This is a genomic window from Pseudomonas sp. Pc102 (assembly GCF_018408275.1).
GTDB classification, from domain to species: domain Bacteria; phylum Pseudomonadota; class Gammaproteobacteria; order Pseudomonadales; family Pseudomonadaceae; genus Metapseudomonas; species Metapseudomonas tohonis.
This window is the reverse complement of the sequence record NZ_AP021905.1, coordinates 5,845,152-5,863,432: the sequence shown is the minus strand read 5'-3', so window position 1 is coordinate 5,863,432 and position 18,281 is coordinate 5,845,152. Positions and strand designations below refer to the sequence as shown.

Below are 18,281 nucleotides of genomic sequence, written 5' to 3'. Positions count from 1 at the left end.
TGCCGGCTTTCTAAACTGACCGCACCGGGTGCGGTCAACACCCCAACGTCATACGACCGAATTAACCTGCTCAGGCCCGCCCGGCACGACCGGCGGGCCTGGCACTTTTCTATCCCACAGGGGGACTCCGATGTCTGCACGACGTACGCGCAAGGACGATGGCAGCAGCTGGACAGTAGCGGACAGCCGCAGCGTCTATGGCATCCGCCATTGGGGCGCCGGCTATTTCGCGATCAATGACGCCGGGCGCGTGGAAGTGCGTCCGGGCGGCGCCAACAGCGAGCCGATCGACCTTTTCGAGCAGGTCGACCACCTGCGCGAGGCGGGGCTGTCCCTGCCGTTGCTGGTGCGCTTCCCCGGCATCCTGCAGGACCGCGTGCGCCAGCTGACCGGCGCCTTCGACGCCAACATCGCGCGCCTGGAGTACCAGAACCGCTACACCGCGCTTTACCCGATCAAGGTCAACCAGCAGGAAGCGGTGGTCGAGAACATCATCGCCACCCAGGACGTCTCCATCGGCCTGGAGGCCGGCTCCAAGCCCGAGCTGCTGGCCGTGCTGGCCCTGGCGCCCAAGGGCGGTACCATCGTCTGCAACGGCTACAAGGACCGCGAGTTCATCAAGCTGGCGCTGATGGGCCAGAAGCTCGGCCACAACGTCTTCATCGTGATCGAGAAGGAGTCCGAGGTTCAGTACGTGATCGAGGAGGCGGCCGAACTCAAGGTCGCGCCCCAGGTCGGCCTGCGCGTGCGCCTGTCGTCCCTGGCCTCCTCCAAGTGGGCCGACACCGGTGGCGAGAAATCCAAGTTCGGCCTCTCCGCCGCCCAGCTGCTGTCGGTGGTCGAGCGCTTCCGCAAGGCCGGCCTGGAGCAGGGCGTGCGCCTGCTGCACTTCCACATGGGCTCGCAGATCGCCAACCTGGCCGACTACCAGCACGGCTTCAAGGAAGCCATCCGCTTCTACGCCGAGCTGCGCAGCCTCGGCCTGCCGGTCGACCACATCGACGTCGGCGGCGGCCTGGGTGTCGACTACGACGGCACCCACTCGCGCAACGCCAGCTCCATCAACTACGACATGGACGACTACGCCGGCGTGGTGGTGGGCATGCTCAAGGAGTTCTGCGACGCGCAGGGCCTGCCGCACCCGCACATCTTCTCCGAGAGCGGCCGCGCCATGACCGCGCACCACGCGGTGCTGGTGATGCAGGTGACCGACGTCGAGCGCCACAACGACGAGGTGCCGAAGATCCCCAACCTCGAAGAGCAGCCGGAGATCGTCCGCTGGCTCGCCGACATGCTCGGCCCGACCGATGCCGAGATGGTCACCGAGACCTACTGGCGCGCGACCCACTACATCAGCGACGCCGCCACCCAGTACGCCGAAGGCAAGCTGACCCTGGCGCAGAAGGCCCTGGCCGAGCAGACTTACTTCGCCATCTGCCGCCGCCTGCACAACCAGCTCAAGGCCCGCCAGCGTTCCCACCGCCAGGTGCTGGACGAGCTGAACGACAAGCTGGCCGAGAAGTACATCTGCAACTTCTCCGTGTTCCAGAGCCTGCCGGACACCTGGGCCATCGGCCAGGTGCTGCCGATCCTGCCGCTGCACCGCCTCGACGAGGAGCCGGTGCGCCGCGCGGTGCTGCAGGATTTGACCTGCGACTCCGACGGCAAGATCAAGCAGTACGTCGACGAGCAGAGCATCGAGACCAGCCTGCCGGTGCACGAAGTGCGCGACGGCGAGGACTACCTGCTGGGCGTGTTCCTGGTCGGCGCCTACCAGGAGATCCTCGGCGACATGCACAACCTGTTCGGCGACACCGACTCGGTGAACGTCTACCAGCGCGAGGATGGCAGCGTGTACCACGGCGGCATCGAGACCCACGACACCATCGAGGACATGCTGCGCTACGTGCACCTGTCCCCGGAGGAGCTGATGGCGCTCTACCGCGACAAGGTCTCCGGCGCCAAGCTCAGCGCCCGCGAGCGCACCCAGTACGTCGACGCCCTGCGTCTCGGCCTGACCCGCTCGTCCTACCTGTCGTCCTGATCCACCGCTCCACGAACGAGCCCGGCCCAGCGCCGGGCTTTTTCATGGGCGGCTACCCGCCCTGCTTTTGTGGGAGCGAATTCATTCGCGATGAAACTTCAGGCCCGACACCTCACTCACAGCTCGCGCGATCCACTGTATGGGCGAATTCATTGGCGCTGTCTGCGTAAAGTGTTGCTAGAGGATTTGGAGCCCGGTTGATTGCCGAGTCTTGCTGATGGTTTCTGTTTCGCCTTGCCGGGCGAGTTTCTTTCTTCAGTCGCCAAGAAAGAAACCAAAGAGGCTTGCCCCTGCATACGGGTCTGGCTGAAGCCAGACTTCCCTCGCTCCATCATCGTTTCAGGGGCACGGCGTAACGGGCCATCCATGGCCCGGTACGCCTCTCGCGACATCCATGTCGCTCAACCCCAGAAACGATGATTACGCTCGGCCTCCTGAAGGGGCGTCTGGCGGCTGCTTCAAGATTGGTGCTCAACTTTCTGCATTGATGTGCGCATCACCACTTGGCGAGCGCCGCGGCTGGCGGCTTTCGTAGGATGGTGTAGAGCGAAGCGAAACCCATGCCGTGGGTGTGCCATGAGTCCAGAAAAGCCCCAGAAGCACCGTTTTGAGCCTTTGCGTTGAGTCCACAACGACTAGCACAGCCAATTCATTCGCTTGGCTGCCCACAACCCTCCAACACCTCCCGCAACCTTCCTGCCAACCCCCTTGCCTCCTCCGCCGTGGCGACATTGGTGAAGCCGAGCAAGAGCCCCGGCGCGCCGCCGTCGCCCAGGTACCAGGGCGACAGCGCGATCACGGCGAGCCCCGCCGCCTGGGCACGCTCGGCGATGTGGCGATCGTCGCTCCCCACAGCGAGGCGGGCCAGCAGGTGCATGCCGCCGGCCTGCAGGTCGATATCCAGATGCTCCCCGCAGTGCGCCAGCAGCGCCTCGCAGGTATGGGCGCGGCGGCGGGCGTAGAGGCTGCGCATCTTCTTCAGGTGGCGGGCGAAATGGCCCTGGTCGATGAAGTCTGCCGTCGTGGCCTGCAACAGCTCGCTGCAACCGCCGCCGAACTGCGCGGCGACCCCGCGGAAGCGCTCCACCTCCCGTTCCGGCACCACCAGGTAGGCCAGGCGCAGGCCGGGGTAGAGCACCTTGCTGAAGGTGCCGGCATAGAGCACCCGGCCCTCGCGGTCCAGGCTCTTGAGCGCCGGCAGCGGGCGACCCTGGTAGCGGTACTCGCTGTCGTAGTCGTCCTCCAGCACCCAGCCGTCCACCCGCTGCGCCCGCTCCAGCAACGCCAGGCGCCGGGGCAGCGAGAGGGCGACCCCGGTGGGGCTCTGGTGCGTCGGCGTGACCAGGGCGAAGCGCGCGTCGGGTGCCAGGCGCTGGCCTGCGTCCACCACCAGCCCCTCGCCGTCCACCGGGACCGGCACGCAGCGCACGCCGAGGCCCTGCAGCAGCTGGCGGGCGTGCAGGTAGCCCGGGTCTTCCAGCCAGATGGCGTCGCCCGGCGTCATCAGTGCGCGCTGCACCAGCGCCAGGCTGGCGCAGTGGCCGGCGGTGATGAACACCTGCTCCGGCCGGCAATGGATGCCCCGGGAGATGCCGAGGTACCCCGCCAGGCTTGCCCGCAGCGGGCCATGGCCGGCCGCGTCCGGCACCATCAGCGCGCTGCCGCCCAGCTCGCGCAGGCGCCGGGCCGCCAGGCGCGCCCAGAGCTTGCGCGGGAAGGCGTCGAGCGCCGGCAGGCCGAGCTGGAAGGGCAGCGGCGCGGCTTGCGTCTCGCACCGGGGCTCGGGGCGCGCCGGCCTGGTGCTGCGCGAGGGCGGCCGTGGCGCCGTGGCGAGGCGGGGCGACACGCAGGTGCCGGCGGGGCCGCGTGCCAGCAGGTAGCCTTCGCCGATGAGCATCTGGTAGGCCGCCTCCACCGTGCCGCGCGCCAGGTTCAGCTCGCTGGCCAGGCTGCGCAGCGAGGGCACGCGCGCTCCGGGCGGCAAGCGGCCCTGGTCGATGGCTTCGCGGAAGCGTTGGTACAGCTGCAGGTAGACCGGTGTGTCGAGGCCGCGGTCGAGGTGCAGGGGCAGGGGGTGGCCTGGCATGCTCATGTCCCAGTCGTTTTGGTGATTCTTGGACCTGTAGGCTGGTCCATGGCCTGCCTAGAGTAGCGGCTCCGCCAGAAGAGGAAAGTGGCCATGCCCGATCCGCATCCCCCTATCGAACTGCTCCACCTGGAGGAGGACGGCCAACTGCGTAGCGCCTTCCCGGTCATGCGCGAGCTGCGCCCGCAATTGCCCGATGCCGCGACCTTTATCGCCCGCGTGCGCCGCCAGGCCCACCAGGGCTACCGCCTGCTCGGCGCCTGGTGCGACGGCCAGGTGCTGGCCCTGGCCGGCTACCGCGAGCTGGAGAACCTGATCCACGGGCGCTTCATCTACGTCGACGACCTGGTGGCCGACCCGCAGCACCGCAGCCGGGGCCTGGGCGCCCGCCTGCTGGAGGAACTGGCGCTGATCGGCGGCGGGCTCGGCTGCCAGCGCCTGGTGCTGGATACGGCACTGGCCAATTCCCTGGCGCAGCGCTTTTATTTCCGCCAGGGCCTGCTGTCCACCGGCCTGCACTTCAGCCGGCCGCTGCCCGTCGCCGCCACGCATCCCTCCCAGGAGAACTGACCATGCCCCGTGTCCTGCTGATCGAATGCAGCCCCAACGAAGACGCGTCCCCCGGTGGCCAACTGGCCCGGGAAATGGCAGAGCGCATCCACGCCAACGCACAGGTCACCGTACGCAACCTGGTGCGCGAGCCGCTGCCGCCTGTGTGCGGCGATTACGCCCGCGCCGTCACCGGCCGCGCCCATCGCGACGACCCGGCCCTGGCGCTGTCCGAGCACCTGATCGACGAGCTGGAGCAGGCCCATTACCTGCTGATCTCCACGCCCATGCACAACTACATGGTGCCGGCGGCGCTGAAGCTCTGGCTCGACTACGTGGTGCGCATCCAGCGCAGCTTCACCATGGTCGATGGCAACAAGGAAGGCCTCTTGGAAGACCGCCCGACCTTCGTGGTGGTCAGCTCGGGTGGCAATTACCTGGGCGCCAGGGCCAGCCAGGCGGATTTCCTCTCGCCCTACCTGCGCCACATCCTCGGCGTGATCGGCCTGCATCACGTCGAGTTCGTCCACCTGCAGGGCCTGGCCCAGGGCCCGGACGTCGTGGCCGAGACGCTGCGGCAGGCGCGCGCGCGCCTGGCCAACAACCCCTATTTCCAAGCCGCCCCCTTTCCTGGAGTTCCCGCATGAGCACCCTGCGCCTGCCCTACTACCAACTCTCCCCCGAGGCCTACCAGGGCCTGGCCGCCACCAAGAAGGCCCTCGAAGCCAGCAGCCTCGGCGCGGAGCTGATCGAACTGGTCTACCTGCGCATCTCGCAGATCAACGGCTGCGCCTTCTGCCTGGAGATGCACAGCAAGGCCCTGCGTGCCCGTGGCGAACAGCAGGCACGACTCGACGCCCTGGCCGGCTGGCGGGTCAGTGGTCTCTACAGCGAGAAGGAGAGGGCGGCGCTGGAGTGGGCCGAGTCGCTGACCCGGCTGGAGGCGAGCGGTGCGCCGGACTCGGCCTTCGAGCCCCTGCGGTCGCTTTTCAGCGAGGCCCAGATCGCCGACCTGAGCTTCGCCGTGGCCTTGATGAACGCCTTCAACCGCCTGGCGGTGGGCATGCGCCAGTGACGGGCCTCAGGAGATGACGCCGAAGCCGCGCGCCATAAGCGCGGCCAGCAGCGGGATGACCAGCACCGCCAGCAGCTCCAGGCGGATCGCCATGATCACCAGCCTGGCGGTCTTCGGGGCGACCTCGGGCACCTGGCCGGCCTTCAGCGCGTTGCGCCAGTTGAGGAAGACGAAGGTCGGCAGCGCGGACAGCAGTGCCACCAGGACGAAGAGCCCGATCTTGGCGTGGAACACGCTGTTCTTCAGGTAGTACTCGGTGCCCTTGCCATACCACAGCACCCGCGCCAGGCCGGTGGCCAGCACCAGGCCGGCGCTCAGGCCGTAGGCTATGTCCACCCGGATCAGGCTGCGCGCGCGCTCCAGGTCCAGGGGCAGCTTGAACAGGCGGTGCTCCAGGACCAGCAGCGAGAAGAGGATGAAGATCGACAGGTAGTGCAGGTACGCAGCAATGGCTTGAGCCATGTGAACTCCTTTGTGGTCATCAGGGGTTGTTCTTATAGGGGGACCGGCTGCTTCAGTTGGCACTCTCCACACGGTTGCGGCCGTTCTGCTTGGCCCGGTACAAGGCGCGGTCGGCCAGGTCCAGGGCTTCGTTCTGCGATTGCTCGGGGCCCACCAGCAACGTGCCGGCGCTGAGGGTCTGGGCCAGCTCCTGGCCGGCGGCGCGCACCGGTTTCTCGGCGATGCAGCGGCGCAGGCGCTCGGCGATCTGCTGCAACTCCTCACCGTCATGCACCGCCACCAGGGCGACGAACTCCTCGCCGCCGATGCGCACCAGCAGGTCTTCCGGGCGCAGCGCCGCGGTCATGCGCCGCGAGCTCTCCCACAGCACCTGGTCGCCGGCCGCGTGGCCATGCTGGTCGTTGACGCGCTTGAAGTGATCGAGGTCGGCATAGATCACCCCCAGGCGCAGGCCGGCCTTGGTGACGCGGGCCATCTCCTTGGGGAAGAACTGCGCCAGGGCGCTCCGGTTCCACAACTGGGTCAGCGGGTCGATCATCGCCTTGCGCTGCTCGCGGTCCACGGCGCGACGCAGGTTCTGCGTCTGCTGGGCCATGCCGCGCAACTGCAGGTAGCCCTCGGCCAGGGTCGCCAGGTCGCGCAGGCGGAACAGCTCCTGCTGGTCCAGGGTGCGCGGCCTGGGGTCGAGCATGCACAGGGTGCCGATGGGCAGGCCGTTGCTGGAGAACAGCGGCTGGCCGGCATAGAAGCGGACGAACGGGGGCGCGACCACCAGCGGGTTGTCGCTGAAGCGGGCGTCGGAGCTCGCGTCGGGAATCAGCAGAGGACCATTGCCGAGGATGGCGTGGCCGCAGAAAGAGATGTCGCGTGCGGTCTCCGAGATCTCGATGCCGATACGCGCCTTGAACCACTGGCGATTGCGGTCCACCAGGCTGATCAGCACGGTTTCCACCTGGAACAGCTCCTGGGTCAGGCGCACCAGGGTGTCCAGGTAGAGCTCGGCGGGCGTGTCGAGAACCTCCTGTTCGTCCAGGGCCTTCTGGCGGCGGTCTTCATCGGGGAAGCACGGAGCGGCGAGCATAGATCTCTCCAGTCAGTTCGCATGCGTGAACCAGGCGTCGCGTCGGGAAAGGCGCCAGGCGAGGGCGCCGAGACTGAGGCCGCGCAACAGCATAAAACATAGGAACGCCAACCACAGGCCGTGGTTTCCATGAGGTTGCAGCAGCAGGCCGACGGGCAGGCCGAGCAGCACCGCCAGCAGCATGGCATCGCGCATTTCCCGGGCCCGGGTCGCGCCGATGAACAGGCCGTCCAGCAGGTAGCTCCACACCGCCACCAACGGCAGTACCGCCAGGTAAGGAAGATAGACGTGGGCAACCGCGCGCACCTCCCCGATGTCGCTCTGCATGTCGATGAACAGCCCCCCGGCGAGGGCGAAGAACAGCGCGAAGGCCAGGCTCGCCAGTAACGACCAGGCGCCGGCCACCAGCAGCGAACGGCGCAGCTCCAGGCGGTTGCGCGCGCCGATGGCGTGGCCGCACAGGGCCTCCACCGCATGGGCCAGGCCGTCCAGCGCATAGGCGGTGACCAGCAGGCCGTTGAGCAGCAGCGCGTTGGCCGCCACCGTGGCGTCGCCCATGCGCGTGCCCTGCACCGTCAGCAGGAAGAACACCAGCTGCAGCGCCAGCGAGCGGATGAAAATGTCGCGGTTCACCGCCAGTAGCGGGCGCCAGGCGCGCCACAGGCGCAGAGCCGGCCAGTCGATGCGCCCCGGGTGGCGGCGCAGGGCGCCACGGGTCAGCGCCAGGCCGATCAGCGCACCGCTCCATTCGGCGATCACCGCCGCCTGTGCGGCACCGGCCACGCCCAGGTCGAGCCCGAGGACGAACCACAGCGCCAGGGCGATGTTGATCAGGTTGGTGCCCAGGAGGATGGCCAGCGGCGCGCGTGCGTTCTGGGTGCCGAGGAACCAGCCCACCAGCGCGTAGTTGGCCAGCGCCGCAGGCAGCCCCAGCAGGCGCAGGTGGAAGAACTCGCGGGTCATGGCGTCCAGTTCGGCCGAAGGGTTCATCAAGCCCAGGGCCAGGCCGCTGAAGGGCACCGCCAGCAGCCCCAGCAGCAGCGCCAGGCCCACTGCCAGGCCCAGCCCCTGCAGCAGCACCTGGCGCAGGGCCCCGCCATCGGCACGTCCGGCGGCCTGGGCGGCGAAACCGGTGGTGCCCATGCGCAGGAAGCCCAGCACCCCGAGCAGCAGCATGTACAGGGTGCTGCCTACCGCCACGGCGCCCAACTGGTGGGCATGGGGCAGGTGGCCGACCACGGTGCTGTCCACCAGCGCCACCAGGGGCACGGAGATGTTGGAGAGGATCATCGGTGCGGCCAGCGCCCAGACCCGGCGATGGGTGGGGGCGTGCCGCCAGGCGTCGACCAATGCGCTCATACGGTGGCTCCGGGAGGGCTGCGCAGTATAGCCGTGCAAAAGTGCGAAGAAGGCGGCTTTACGCCTGCCGGGGCTGGTCTATAGTTGCCGCGCGCGCACCTGCGCGTCCCCTCCCCGGAGTCACCATGTCGTCGTACAAAGGATTGTTACTGGCCCTCTCGCTGGGGCTGCTTGCCGCCTGCGATTCCTCCACCCCCGAACATGCCGCCGAGAAACCCGCCGCCGCACCCCCGGTCGCCGAGGCCAAGCGCGCGCCGGCCGACGTCGCTGCGCTGGCCAAGCGCTACGCCGGCCGCGAACTCAAGGTGGTGGATGTTTCCGAAACCCAGGTCGACGGCGCCAGCACGCTGTCGGTGAGCCTCTCCGTGCCCCTGGACCCGGAGCAGCCGTTCGCCGAGCGCCTGCACCTGGTGGACAAGGAAAAGGGCAAGGTCGACGGTGCCTGGGAGCTCGACGACAGTCTCATGGAACTGCGCCTGCGTCACTTGGAGCCCAATCGCCAACTGGTCCTGACCATCGACCCCGGCCTGCGCGCGGTGAACGACTCGCGCCTGGAGCAGGAGAGCGTCACCCGCCTGGAGACGCGTGACCAGCAGCCCAGCGTCGGATTCGCCAGCCAGGGCTCGCTGCTTCCGACCCGGCTTGCCGAGGGGCTGCCGGTGATCACCCTCAACGTCGACGCGGTGGATGTGGACTTCTTCCGCGTGCGCCCCGACGCCCTGCCGAAGCTGCTGTCGCGCTGGGGCCGTCGCAGCAACCTGGACTACTGGGAGGCCGACACCATCCTGAAGATGGCCGACCTCGCCTACAGCGGTCGCTTCGACCTCAAGCCCGCGCGCAACACCCGCGAGAACCTGCTGCTGCCCATCGCCGGCATCGAGCCGCTTAAGCAGCCCGGCGTCTACATCGCGTTGATGCGCCGCGCCGGCAGCTTCAACTACACCAACCCGGCGACGCTGTTCAGCCTCAGCGACATCGGCCTTTCCGCCCACCGCTTCCGCGATCGCCTCGACGTCTTCGCCCAGGCCCTGGACGGCGGCAAGGCACAGGGCGAGATCGGCCTGGAACTGCTCGACGAGAACGGCCAGTCCCTGGCCCAGGGCAAGACCGACGGCCAGGGCCACGCCCAGCTGCCGCTGACCAACAAGGCCCGCGTGCTGGTGGCGCGCCAGGGGCAACAGACCAGCCTGCTGCGCCTCGACGCCCCGGCGCTGGACCTCTCCGAGTTCGAGGTCGCCGGCGCGACCGCCGAGCCGCTGCAGTTCTTCGTCTTCGGCCCGCGCGACCTCTACCGCCCCGGCGAGACCGTGCTGGTCAACGCCCTGCTGCGCGATGCCGATGGACGCGCCGTTCCCGCCCAGCCGGTGAACGTGGAGGTGCGCCGCCCGGACGAACAGGTCAGCCGCCGCTTCGTCTGGAACCCCGACGAGGGCGGTCTCTACCAGTACCAGCTGGCGCTTTCCGGCGATGCCCCCGCCGGCCACTGGCAACTGCTGATCGACCTCGGCAACGGCCAGAAGCAGCTCTATGAATTTCTGGTCGAGGACTTCCTTCCCGAGCGCATGGCCCTGGAGCTCAAGGGCAGCGACGAGCCGCTGGCCCCCGGCGATGCCGCCCGCTTCCAGGTCGAAGGCCGCTATCTCTATGGCGCGCCGGCCGCCGGCAACCGCATGACCGGCCAGCTCTACGTGCGCCCGCTGCGCGAGGCGGTGAAGTCGCTGCCCGGCTACCAGTTCGGCTCGGTGACCGAGGAGGAACTGAGCCAGGACATCGAGCTGGACGAAACCAAGCTCGACGAAGAGGGCAAGGGCGCCCTGGAGATCGAAAGCCGCTGGGCCAACGCACGCTCGCCGCTGGAGCTGACCCTGCAGGCCAGCTTGCAGGAATCCGGTGGCCGGCCCGTCACCCGGCGCCTGGAGCAGCCGATGTGGCCGGCGCCGCGCCTGCCCGGCCTGCGTGGCCTGTTCGACGGCGACGAGATCGACAGCAACGGCACCGCCGAAGTGGAGCTGCTGGTGGCCGACCCCGCCGGCAACAAGCTGGAAGCCAAGGGGCTCAAGGTCCGCCTGGTTCGCGAGCGCCGTGACTACTACTGGAGCTACTCCGACGGCTCGGGCTGGAGCTACCACTACAACGAGAAGTACCTGAACGTCGACGAACAACTGGTCGACGTCGCCGCCAACGCCACCGCCCGGGTCAGCTTCCCCGTGCAGTGGGGCCCCTACCGCGTCGAAGTCGAGGACCCGGAGAGCGGCGTCACCAGCAGCCTGCGCTTCTGGGCCGGCTACCGCTGGCAGGACAACGCCGCCGGCGGCGCCGTGCGCCCGGACCAGGTCAAGCTCGCGCTGGACAAGCCCGCCTATGCCGAAGGCGAGGTGGCCAGGGTCACCGTCACCCCGCCCGCCGCGGGCAGCGGCTACCTGCTGGTGGAGTCGGCTGACGGCCCGCTCTGGTGGCAGAGCATCGAGGTGCCCGCCGAGGGCAAGACCTTCGACATCCCCGTGGCGCGCGAGTGGACGCGCCACGACCTTTACGTCAGCGCGCTGGTGGTGCGTCCCGGCGAGCGCAAGGAGCGGGTCACGCCCAAGCGCGCCGTGGGCCTGCTGCACCTGCCCCTGGAGCGGGCCCAGCGCAAGCTGGCGCTGACCCTGAGCGCCCCCGAGAAGATGCGCCCCAGCCAGCCCCTGGCGGTGCACGTGCAGGCGAAGAACGCCGACGGCAGCCCGGCGCGCCAGGTGCGCGTGCTGGTCACCGCCGTGGATGCCGGCATCCTCAGCATCACCGACTACGCCACCCCCGATCCCTTCGCCACGCTGTTCGGGCGCAAGGCCTATGGCGCCGACCAGTTCGACGTCTACGGCCAGCTCATCGAAGCGGGGCAGGGACGCCTGGCCTCCCTGGCCTTCGGTGGTGACGCCGGTCTCGCGGCCGGCGGCAAGCGGCCCAATACCGAAGTGCGCCTGGTGGCGCTGCAGAGCGTGCCGGTGGCCCTGGACGACAAGGGCGAGGGCGAGATCAGCCTCGACATCCCCGACTTCAACGGCGAGCTGCGCCTCATGGCCCAGGCCTGGAGCGACGACCACTACGGCATGGCCGAAGGCAAGACCGTGGTCGCCGCGCCGCTGGTGGCCGAACTTTCCGCGCCGCGCTTCCTCGCCGGAGGTGACGAAAGCACCGTCGCGCTGGACCTGACCAACCTCTCCGGCAAGTCCCAGGCGCTGGACGTGCGCCTGGAGGCCGAAGGCCAGCTGCGCCTGGCCGACAGCCCCGGCAGCCAGACCGCGCCGCTGCAACTGGCCGACGGCCAGCGCACCACCCTGCGCATCCCGGTGCGTGCGCTCGGCGGCTACGGCCAGGGGCGGATCAAGGTCCTGGTGAACGGCCTGGAGCTGCCCGGCGAAACCCTGGCGCCCTTCGCCCGCGACTGGACCCTGGGCATCCGCCCGGCCTGGCCGGCGCTGGTGAAGAACTTCCGCGCGGTGCTCAAGGGCGACAGCTGGAGCCTGCCCGCCGGCACCCTGGACGCCTTCCAGCCGACCGGCCGTGAAGCGCTGCTGGCGGTGTCCGCGCGCCCGCCGCTGAACATCGGCGAACACATCCGCGCTCTGCGCGCCTATCCCTATGGGTGCGCCGAGCAGACCACCAGCGGCCTCTACCCCTCGCTCTACGCCGACGCCGCGACCCTCGCGCGGCTGGGCATCACGGGCGAGTCGGACGAGCAGCGACGCAAGGCCATCGAGGTGGGCGTCGAGCGCCTGTTGGGCATGCAGCGCTACAACGGCGGCTTCGGCTTGTGGAGCGCGGAGAGCGAGGAGGAATTCTGGCTCACCGCCTATGTCACCGACTTCCTCCTGCGTGCCCGTGACCAGGGCTACACGGTGCCGGCCGAGCCGCTGGCCAAGGCCAGCGAGCGGCTGCTGCGCTACCTGCAGGACCGTGACCTGATCGAAGTGAGCTACAGCCAGTACAGCGATCACAGCCGCTTCGCCGTGCAGGCCTACGCCGGCTACGTGCTCGCCCGCAGCCAGCAGGCGCCCCTGGGCGCCCTGCGCAGCCTGTTCGAGCGCCGCGCCGAGTCCCGTTCCGGCCTGCCCCTGGTGCAGCTGGCCGTGGCCCTCAAGGCCATGGGCGACCAGCCCCGCGCCGACCTGGCCCTGGAAGCCGGGCTGGCGGTGCAGCGCGACGACACCTTCTGGCTCGGCGACTACGGCAGCCGCCTGCGTGACCAGGCGATGATCCTCGCCCTGCTGGAGGAGAACGACCTCGCCGCCGACCGCCGCGAAGCACGCCTGTTCGATCTGGCCGATCTGCTGGGCTCGGACAACGGGCTGTCGACCCAGGAGCGCAACGCGCTGTTCCTCGCCGGGCGCGGCCTGCTGGGCAAGCCCGAAGCCGCCTGGCAGGCGAGCCTGAGTGTCGATGGGAAGACGCGCGCACTGGACCAGGACCATGGCGGCGCCAGGCTCGACGAGAGCCAGGTGGCCGAGCCCCTGACCCTGTCCAGCCAGACCAAGGTGCCGCTGTACCAGCGCCTGACCCTGTCCGGCTACCCGGCCGAGGCACCGAAGGCGGGTGGCGAGAACTTCGTCATCCACCGCGAATACCTGGGCATGGACGGCAAGCCGCTGGACATCCGCAACCTGGAAAGCGGCCAGCTGGTACTGGTGCACCTGGGCGTGGAGGCCAAGGTCCGTGCTCCCGACGCCCTGGTGATCGACCTGCTGCCTGCCGGCCTGGAGCCGGAGAACCAGAACCTGGGCCAAAGCTCCGCCAGCCTGCAGGACGCCAGCAGCGAGGTCAGGCAATGGCAGGAGGCGATGCAGAACGCCGCGATCAAGCACCAGGAGTTCCGTGACGACCGCTACGTGGCCGCGGTGGATATCAACGAGTACGACCGCACCCACCTGCTCTACCTGGCGCGCGCCGTCACCCCCGGCCGCTACCGCGTGCCGCCGCCCCAGGTGGAGTCCATGTACCGTCCGCAATGGCAGGCCCTGGGGGCCGCGCCGGAGGAAATGGTGATCAAGGCCCGCTGAAGCGCTTCCAGCAGGCCCGTGTTCGCGAGGGTGACGGTCAGGTGCCGTTATTCCCGCGAACGCGCCGCTTATTCACAGGATGGGTAGAGCGAAGCGAAGCCCATTACCAGGCCGCCTCGAAGCGACCTGTCGCACGGTCCCACTTCGGAGCCCTCATTCTTGTCGTTCCCCTCCACCCTGCACCGTGCCCGCCGCCTCCTGAGGCGCCGCTGGGTCGCGTTGCCGCTGCTGCTCCTGGCGCTGCTCTGGTGCGCCGACCGGCTGTTCCCGCTGCCCCTGCCGGCGGATGACCGGGCGCGGGTGGTGCTGGCCGAGGACGGCACGCCGCTGTGGCGCTTCGCCGATGCCGAGGGCGTGTGGCGCTACCCGGTCACGCCGCAGCAGGTCTCGCCCTATTACCTGGAGGCGCTGCTCACCTACGAGGATCGCTGGTTCTACCGTCACCCCGGGGTCAACCCGCTGGCCCTGGGGCGAGCGGCCTGGCAGAACCTCGCCGGTGGGCGCGTGCTGTCCGGCGGCAGCACCCTGTCGATGCAGGTGGCACGCCTGCTCGACCCGCACCCGCGCACCCTCGCCGGCAAGCTGCGCCAGCTGTGGCGCACCTTGCAGCTGGAGTGGCACCTGTCCAAGGACGAGATCCTCACCCTCTATCTCGACCGCGCGCCCTTCGGCGGCACCCTGCAGGGCGTGGCGGCGGCCAGCTGGACCTACCTGGGCAAGCCGCCCTCGAAGCTGACTCGCGCCGAAGCGGCGCTTCTCGCGGTGTTGCCCCAGGCGCCGAGCCGGCTGCGCCCGGACCGCCACCCGCAGCGCGCCACCGCCGCCCGGGACAAGGTGCTGCGCCGACTCGCCGAATACGGTGTATGGCCCCAGGCAGCGGTGGACGAGGCGCTGGAGGAGCCGGTGCTGCTGGCGCCGCGCCAGGAGCCGCGCCTCGCGCCCCTGCTGGCGCGCCGCCTCAACCGCCCCGGCAGCCCGCAGCTGATCCGCACCACCCTCGACGCCAGCCTGCAGCGGCGCCTGGAAGACCTGCTGCTGGGCTGGCGCGTGCGCCTGCCGGAGCGCACCTCGGCGGCGATCCTGGTGGTCGAGCACTCGAGCATGGCGGTGCGTGCCTACCTCGGCTCGGTGGAGATGGACGACGCCCGCCGCTTCGGCCATGTCGACATGGTCGGCTCCCTGCGATCGCCAGGCTCCACCCTCAAGCCCTTCCTCTACGGCATGGCCCTGGACGCCGGGCTGATCCACTCCGAATCCCTGCTGCAGGACGTGCCGCGTCGCTATGGCGACTACCGCCCCGGCAACTTCTCCACGGGGTTCAGTGGCCCGGTGGCGGCCAGCGAGGCGCTGGCCACCTCCCTCAACCTGCCTGCCGTGCAACTGCTGGAAGCCTACGGGCCGAAGCGCTTCGCCGGCGAGCTGCGCAGCGCCGGTCTGCCGCTGGTGCTGCCGGCCGGCGCCGAGCCCAGCCTGGCGCTGATCCTCGGCGGCGCCGGTGCGCGGCTGGAGGACCTGGTGGGGGCCTACGCCGCCTTCGCCCGCCAGGGCCGCGCTGCGGCGCCGCGCCTGCAACCCGACGACGTCCTGCGTGAGAAGCGCCTGCTCTCCCCCGGCGCGGCCTGGATCGTGCGGCGCATCCTTTCCGGCCAGTCACGCCCGGACCTTGACCCGCAGGCGCTGCCGCCGCTGCGCCCGGCGCTGGCGGTGAAGACCGGCACCAGCTACGGCTTCCGTGACGCCTGGGCCCTAGGCGTGGGACCGCGTTACCTGGTCGGCGTGTGGATCGGTCGCCCCGACGGCACGCCGGTGCCTGGCCAGTTCGGCCTGGCCTCGGCGGCGCCGCTGCTGGTGCAGGTGCACGACGTGCTGGTCAACCGCGACGCCCAGCGCGGCAGTGCCCAGCCGCCGGACGACAAGCCCGGCTCGGTGGGCATCGCCGCCATCTGCTGGCCCCTCGGCCAGTCGCTGCCTCGCGATGACGGCAATTGCCGTCGCCAGCGCCTGGCCTGGACCCTCGATGGCACCGTCCCCCCGACCCTGCAGGCCGCCGACCAGCCCCTGGGCCTCGGCCTGCGCCAGAGCGTGTGGCTGGATGCGCGCGGCCTGCGCACCGCCCCCGGCTGCCCGGGCGCCAGCGCGCACGAGCTGGCGTTGTGGCCGGCACCGCTGGAACCCTGGCTGCCCCGTCGCGAGCGCCGGTCGGCGCGGCTGCCGGCGGTCGCGCCGGACTGCCCGCCACCCTTGCCGCCGGCGGCCGCCGCGCTGTCCATCGTCGGCCTGCGCGCGGGTGACCAGTTGCGCCGCCCCGCCGCCAGCGCAGGGCCGCTTCGGATACGCCTCTCGGCGCTGGGCGGCAGCGGCCGGCGCTGGTGGTTCCTGGATGGCCGGCCCCTGGGCGAGACAGCGGCGGACGCGGCCTTCGACCAGGTGCTCGATGAGGTCGGCCGGCACCAGCTGAGCCTGCTGGACGAGGCGGGCGCTACCGCTCGTCTGGAGTTCAGCGTGATCGAATGAGTTTGGACTCAAGTGGGAATAGGCCTTGGGCGATAAGAGCTTGTACATTTCAACAAGATGAATTGTCCGTTTATCTGTATACAATCTGCCGCCGCCTTCACCGAGCCCTATAAAAATTCCCAGGAGACAACTCCATGCGCCTCTGGCAACGCAGTATTCAGTGGCAGCTGATCCTCAGCATGGGCGCGGCCCTGCTGGCCAGCATCCTCATCGTGGTGGGGATCTACTCCGCCGTGGTCAACCGCCTCACCGACCGCTACCTGGTGGGGGAAGCGCTGCCCAAGAGCACGCTGGCGATCCGCAACGACCTCGAGCGGGTACTGGCCGAGCCGCTCACCGCCGCCCAGGGCATCGCCCGGAACAGCCTGGTTCACGACTGGCTGGGCGCCGGCGAGGACCCGGCCCGGCAACAGGACTTCGTCCGCTACCTGTCCGGCGTGCAAGCGCAGCAGAAGGCGCTGACCACCTTCCTGGTGGGGCTGCAATCGGGCAACTACTACACCGACAAGGGCCTCAATCGCACGCTCACCCGCGGGCCCCAGGAGAACAACTGGTTCTATGGCTTCGTCGACGGCAGCAAGGACCGCTCGCTGGACATCGACGTCGACGCCAGCACCCACCAGCCGACCCTGTTCATCAACCAGCGCGTCTCCGCCGGTGGCAAGACCCTGGGCGTCGCCGGGCTGGGCTACAGCCTCAGCGGCATGAGCGACCTGATCCGCAATTTCCGTTTCGGCGAGAACGGCCGCGTCTACCTGGCCAGCGCCGATGGCAAGGTGAAGATCCACCCGCAATCCGACTACAACGACACCCGCACGCTGCAGGAGCTGACCAGCGCCGACGCCGCCCGCCAGTTGCTGGCCGGCGAAGGCAAGGCGGTGACCTTCGAGCGTGACGGCGAGGTCTTCCTGGCCCTGGCCCAGCCGCTGCAGTCCATCGACTGGGTGCTGGTGAGCGAGGTGCCCGAGGCGGAAATCTACGGCGACGCGCGCCAGGCCCTGGTGATGACCAGCCTGGTGGGCATCGGCGTGGCGCTGCTGTTCCTGGTGCTGGTGGTATTGCTCGCCCGGGGGCTGGTGCGGCCGATCCGCCAGGTGACCTCCGCGCTGGTGGAGATCGGCGGTGGCGGCGGCGACCTGACCCGCCGCCTGGACGACAACCGCGCCGACGAACTGGGCGACCTGGCCCGTGGCTTCAACCGTTTCCTCGAAGGCCAGCGCAGCCTGATCGGCGAGGTGCTGGCCACCAGCCAGAGCCTGCGCACCGCCGTCGGCCAGGTGACCACGGTGGTGGAGAACACCGCCGGCCGCGCCGGGCAGCAGCAGGAGATGACCGACATGGTCGCCACCGCCGTCCACGAGATGGGCCTGACGGTGCAGGAGATCGCCCGCAACGCCGGCAACGCCGCCCTCAGTTCGCAACAGGCGCGGGACGAGGCCCTGCAGGCACGCAAGGTGGTGGGCGAGTCCATCGACCATATCGAGAAGATGTCCGGGGAGATCGGCGGCGCGGCGGGCGCCGTCACCGAACTGGCCAACCAGGTGGCGTCCATCGACCAGGTGCTGGCGGTGATCCGCGGCATCTCCGAGCAGACCAACCTGCTGGCACTGAACGCGGCGATCGAGGCGGCCCGTGCCGGCGAGATGGGCCGTGGCTTCGCCGTGGTGGCGGACGAGGTGCGCACGCTCGCCAGCCGGACCCAGTCCTCCACCGACGAGATCCAGCAGATGATCCAGCGCCTGAAGTCGGGCGCCGAGACGGCGGTGACCTCCATGCACGCCGGGCAGTCGGCCACCGGCACCGGCGTCGAGGCCAGCCAGCGCACCGGCACGTCCCTGGCGGCGATCACCGAGCAGGTGGAGAAGATCAGCGACATGAACCACCAGGTGGCGGCTGCCACTGAGGAGCAGTCCTCGGTCACCGAGGAGATCAACCGCAACGTCCAGGGCATCGCCGACCTGGCCAGCGCCACCGCCGGCGAAGTACGCGCCTGCCGCGAGGATTGCCAGGTGCTCAGCCGGCTGGCCGACGACCTGGCCCGGCAGATGGGCAGCTTCCGTCTCTGACGGGGAGGG

11 protein-coding genes are annotated in these 18,281 nt (G+C 69.6%); 7 read left to right on the top strand and 4 right to left on the bottom strand.

The genetic code is table 11. The features are described 5' to 3' along the window. Positions 1–130 precede the first annotated feature (130 nt). Entirely contained in the window at positions 131–2,044 is a 1,914-nt protein-coding gene (gene speA / locus PHLH3_RS26775) for an arginine decarboxylase (RefSeq protein WP_213626454.1), read from the top strand. 649 nt (positions 2,045–2,693) lie between these two features. Here the strand turns inward: speA and PHLH3_RS26770 are convergent. Continuing rightward, positions 2,694–4,136: a PLP-dependent aminotransferase family protein gene (locus PHLH3_RS26770; protein WP_244862945.1), complete on the bottom strand. Its 1,443-nt coding sequence runs from the start codon at positions 4,134–4,136 to the stop codon at positions 2,694–2,696. Between the two features lie 87 nt (positions 4,137–4,223). On the opposite strand from PHLH3_RS26770, the gene PHLH3_RS26765 reads away from it, so the two are divergent. Genes PHLH3_RS26765 through PHLH3_RS26755 form a run of 3 tightly spaced genes read left to right on the top strand, consistent with a single transcriptional unit; the run spans position 4,224 to position 5,754 of the window. Further along, positions 4,224–4,700, top strand: coding sequence for a GNAT family N-acetyltransferase (locus tag PHLH3_RS26765; RefSeq protein WP_213626452.1), 477 nt, complete (start codon positions 4,224–4,226; stop codon positions 4,698–4,700). A 2-nt stretch (positions 4,701–4,702) separates the two neighbouring features. Next, complete coding sequence (locus tag PHLH3_RS26760) at positions 4,703–5,326, top strand: NAD(P)H-dependent oxidoreductase (protein ID WP_213626450.1); 624 nt, start codon at positions 4,703–4,705, stop codon at positions 5,324–5,326. Then, on the top strand, positions 5,323–5,754 hold the full coding sequence (locus PHLH3_RS26755) for a carboxymuconolactone decarboxylase family protein (protein WP_213626448.1): 432 nt from the start codon (positions 5,323–5,325) through the stop codon (positions 5,752–5,754). The genes PHLH3_RS26760 and PHLH3_RS26755 overlap by 4 nt, the downstream gene beginning before the upstream one ends. Before the next feature lie 6 nt (positions 5,755–5,760). On the opposite strand, the gene PHLH3_RS26750 is transcribed toward PHLH3_RS26755, so the two are convergent. From PHLH3_RS26750 to PHLH3_RS26740, 3 genes are read right to left on the bottom strand one after another with little or no spacing between them, the layout of a single operon-like run. Next, positions 5,761–6,216 carry a DUF2214 family protein gene (locus tag PHLH3_RS26750; protein ID WP_213626446.1) on the bottom strand — a complete coding sequence of 152 codons (456 nt, stop codon included), beginning with the start codon at positions 6,214–6,216 and terminating at the stop codon, positions 5,761–5,763. A 52-nt stretch (positions 6,217–6,268) separates the two neighbouring features. Beyond that, complete coding sequence (locus PHLH3_RS26745; protein WP_213626444.1) at positions 6,269–7,297, bottom strand: sensor domain-containing diguanylate cyclase; 1,029 nt, start codon at positions 7,295–7,297, stop codon at positions 6,269–6,271. A 12-nt stretch (positions 7,298–7,309) separates the two neighbouring features. Further along, positions 7,310–8,656 (bottom strand): MATE family efflux transporter, encoded by a 1,347-nt coding sequence (locus tag PHLH3_RS26740; protein WP_213626442.1) that lies wholly within the window; start codon positions 8,654–8,656, stop codon positions 7,310–7,312. Positions 8,657–8,781: 125 nt separating this feature from the next. Here PHLH3_RS26740 and PHLH3_RS26735 point away from each other — a divergent pair, with 125 nt between their 5' ends. From PHLH3_RS26735 to PHLH3_RS26725, 3 genes are all read left to right on the top strand, one after another. Continuing rightward, the gene (locus PHLH3_RS26735; protein WP_213626440.1) at positions 8,782–13,692 is read left to right on the top strand and encodes an alpha-2-macroglobulin; all 4,911 of its coding nucleotides are present in this window, start codon (positions 8,782–8,784) and stop codon (positions 13,690–13,692) included. A 159-nt stretch (positions 13,693–13,851) separates the two neighbouring features. Then, the gene (pbpC, locus tag PHLH3_RS26730; RefSeq protein WP_244862944.1) at positions 13,852–16,206 is read left to right on the top strand and encodes a peptidoglycan glycosyltransferase PbpC; all 2,355 of its coding nucleotides are present in this window, start codon (positions 13,852–13,854) and stop codon (positions 16,204–16,206) included. A gap of 134 nt (positions 16,207–16,340) precedes the next feature. Next, a complete protein-coding gene (locus PHLH3_RS26725; protein WP_213626438.1) occupies positions 16,341–18,272 on the top strand; it encodes a methyl-accepting chemotaxis protein in 1,932 nt (643 codons plus the stop codon). The last annotated feature ends 9 nt before the right edge of the window (positions 18,273–18,281 follow it).

Excerpts from the sequence above, each read along its gene's own strand:
- speA (WP_213626454.1), top strand. The coding sequence starts at position 131 with ATGTCTGCACGACGTACGCGCAAGGACGATGGCAGCAGCTGGACAGTA.
- PHLH3_RS26770 (WP_244862945.1), bottom strand. The coding sequence starts at position 4,136 with ATGAGCATGCCAGGCCACCCCCTGCCCCTGCACCTCGACCGCGGCCTC.
- PHLH3_RS26765 (WP_213626452.1), top strand. The coding sequence starts at position 4,224 with ATGCCCGATCCGCATCCCCCTATCGAACTGCTCCACCTGGAGGAGGAC.
- PHLH3_RS26760 (WP_213626450.1), top strand. The coding sequence starts at position 4,703 with ATGCCCCGTGTCCTGCTGATCGAATGCAGCCCCAACGAAGACGCGTCC.
- PHLH3_RS26755 (WP_213626448.1), top strand. The coding sequence starts at position 5,323 with ATGAGCACCCTGCGCCTGCCCTACTACCAACTCTCCCCCGAGGCCTAC.
- PHLH3_RS26750 (WP_213626446.1), bottom strand. The coding sequence starts at position 6,216 with ATGGCTCAAGCCATTGCTGCGTACCTGCACTACCTGTCGATCTTCATC.
- PHLH3_RS26745 (WP_213626444.1), bottom strand. The coding sequence starts at position 7,297 with ATGCTCGCCGCTCCGTGCTTCCCCGATGAAGACCGCCGCCAGAAGGCC.
- PHLH3_RS26740 (WP_213626442.1), bottom strand. The coding sequence starts at position 8,656 with ATGAGCGCATTGGTCGACGCCTGGCGGCACGCCCCCACCCATCGCCGG.
- PHLH3_RS26735 (WP_213626440.1), top strand. The coding sequence starts at position 8,782 with ATGTCGTCGTACAAAGGATTGTTACTGGCCCTCTCGCTGGGGCTGCTT.
- PHLH3_RS26725 (WP_213626438.1), top strand. The coding sequence starts at position 16,341 with ATGCGCCTCTGGCAACGCAGTATTCAGTGGCAGCTGATCCTCAGCATG.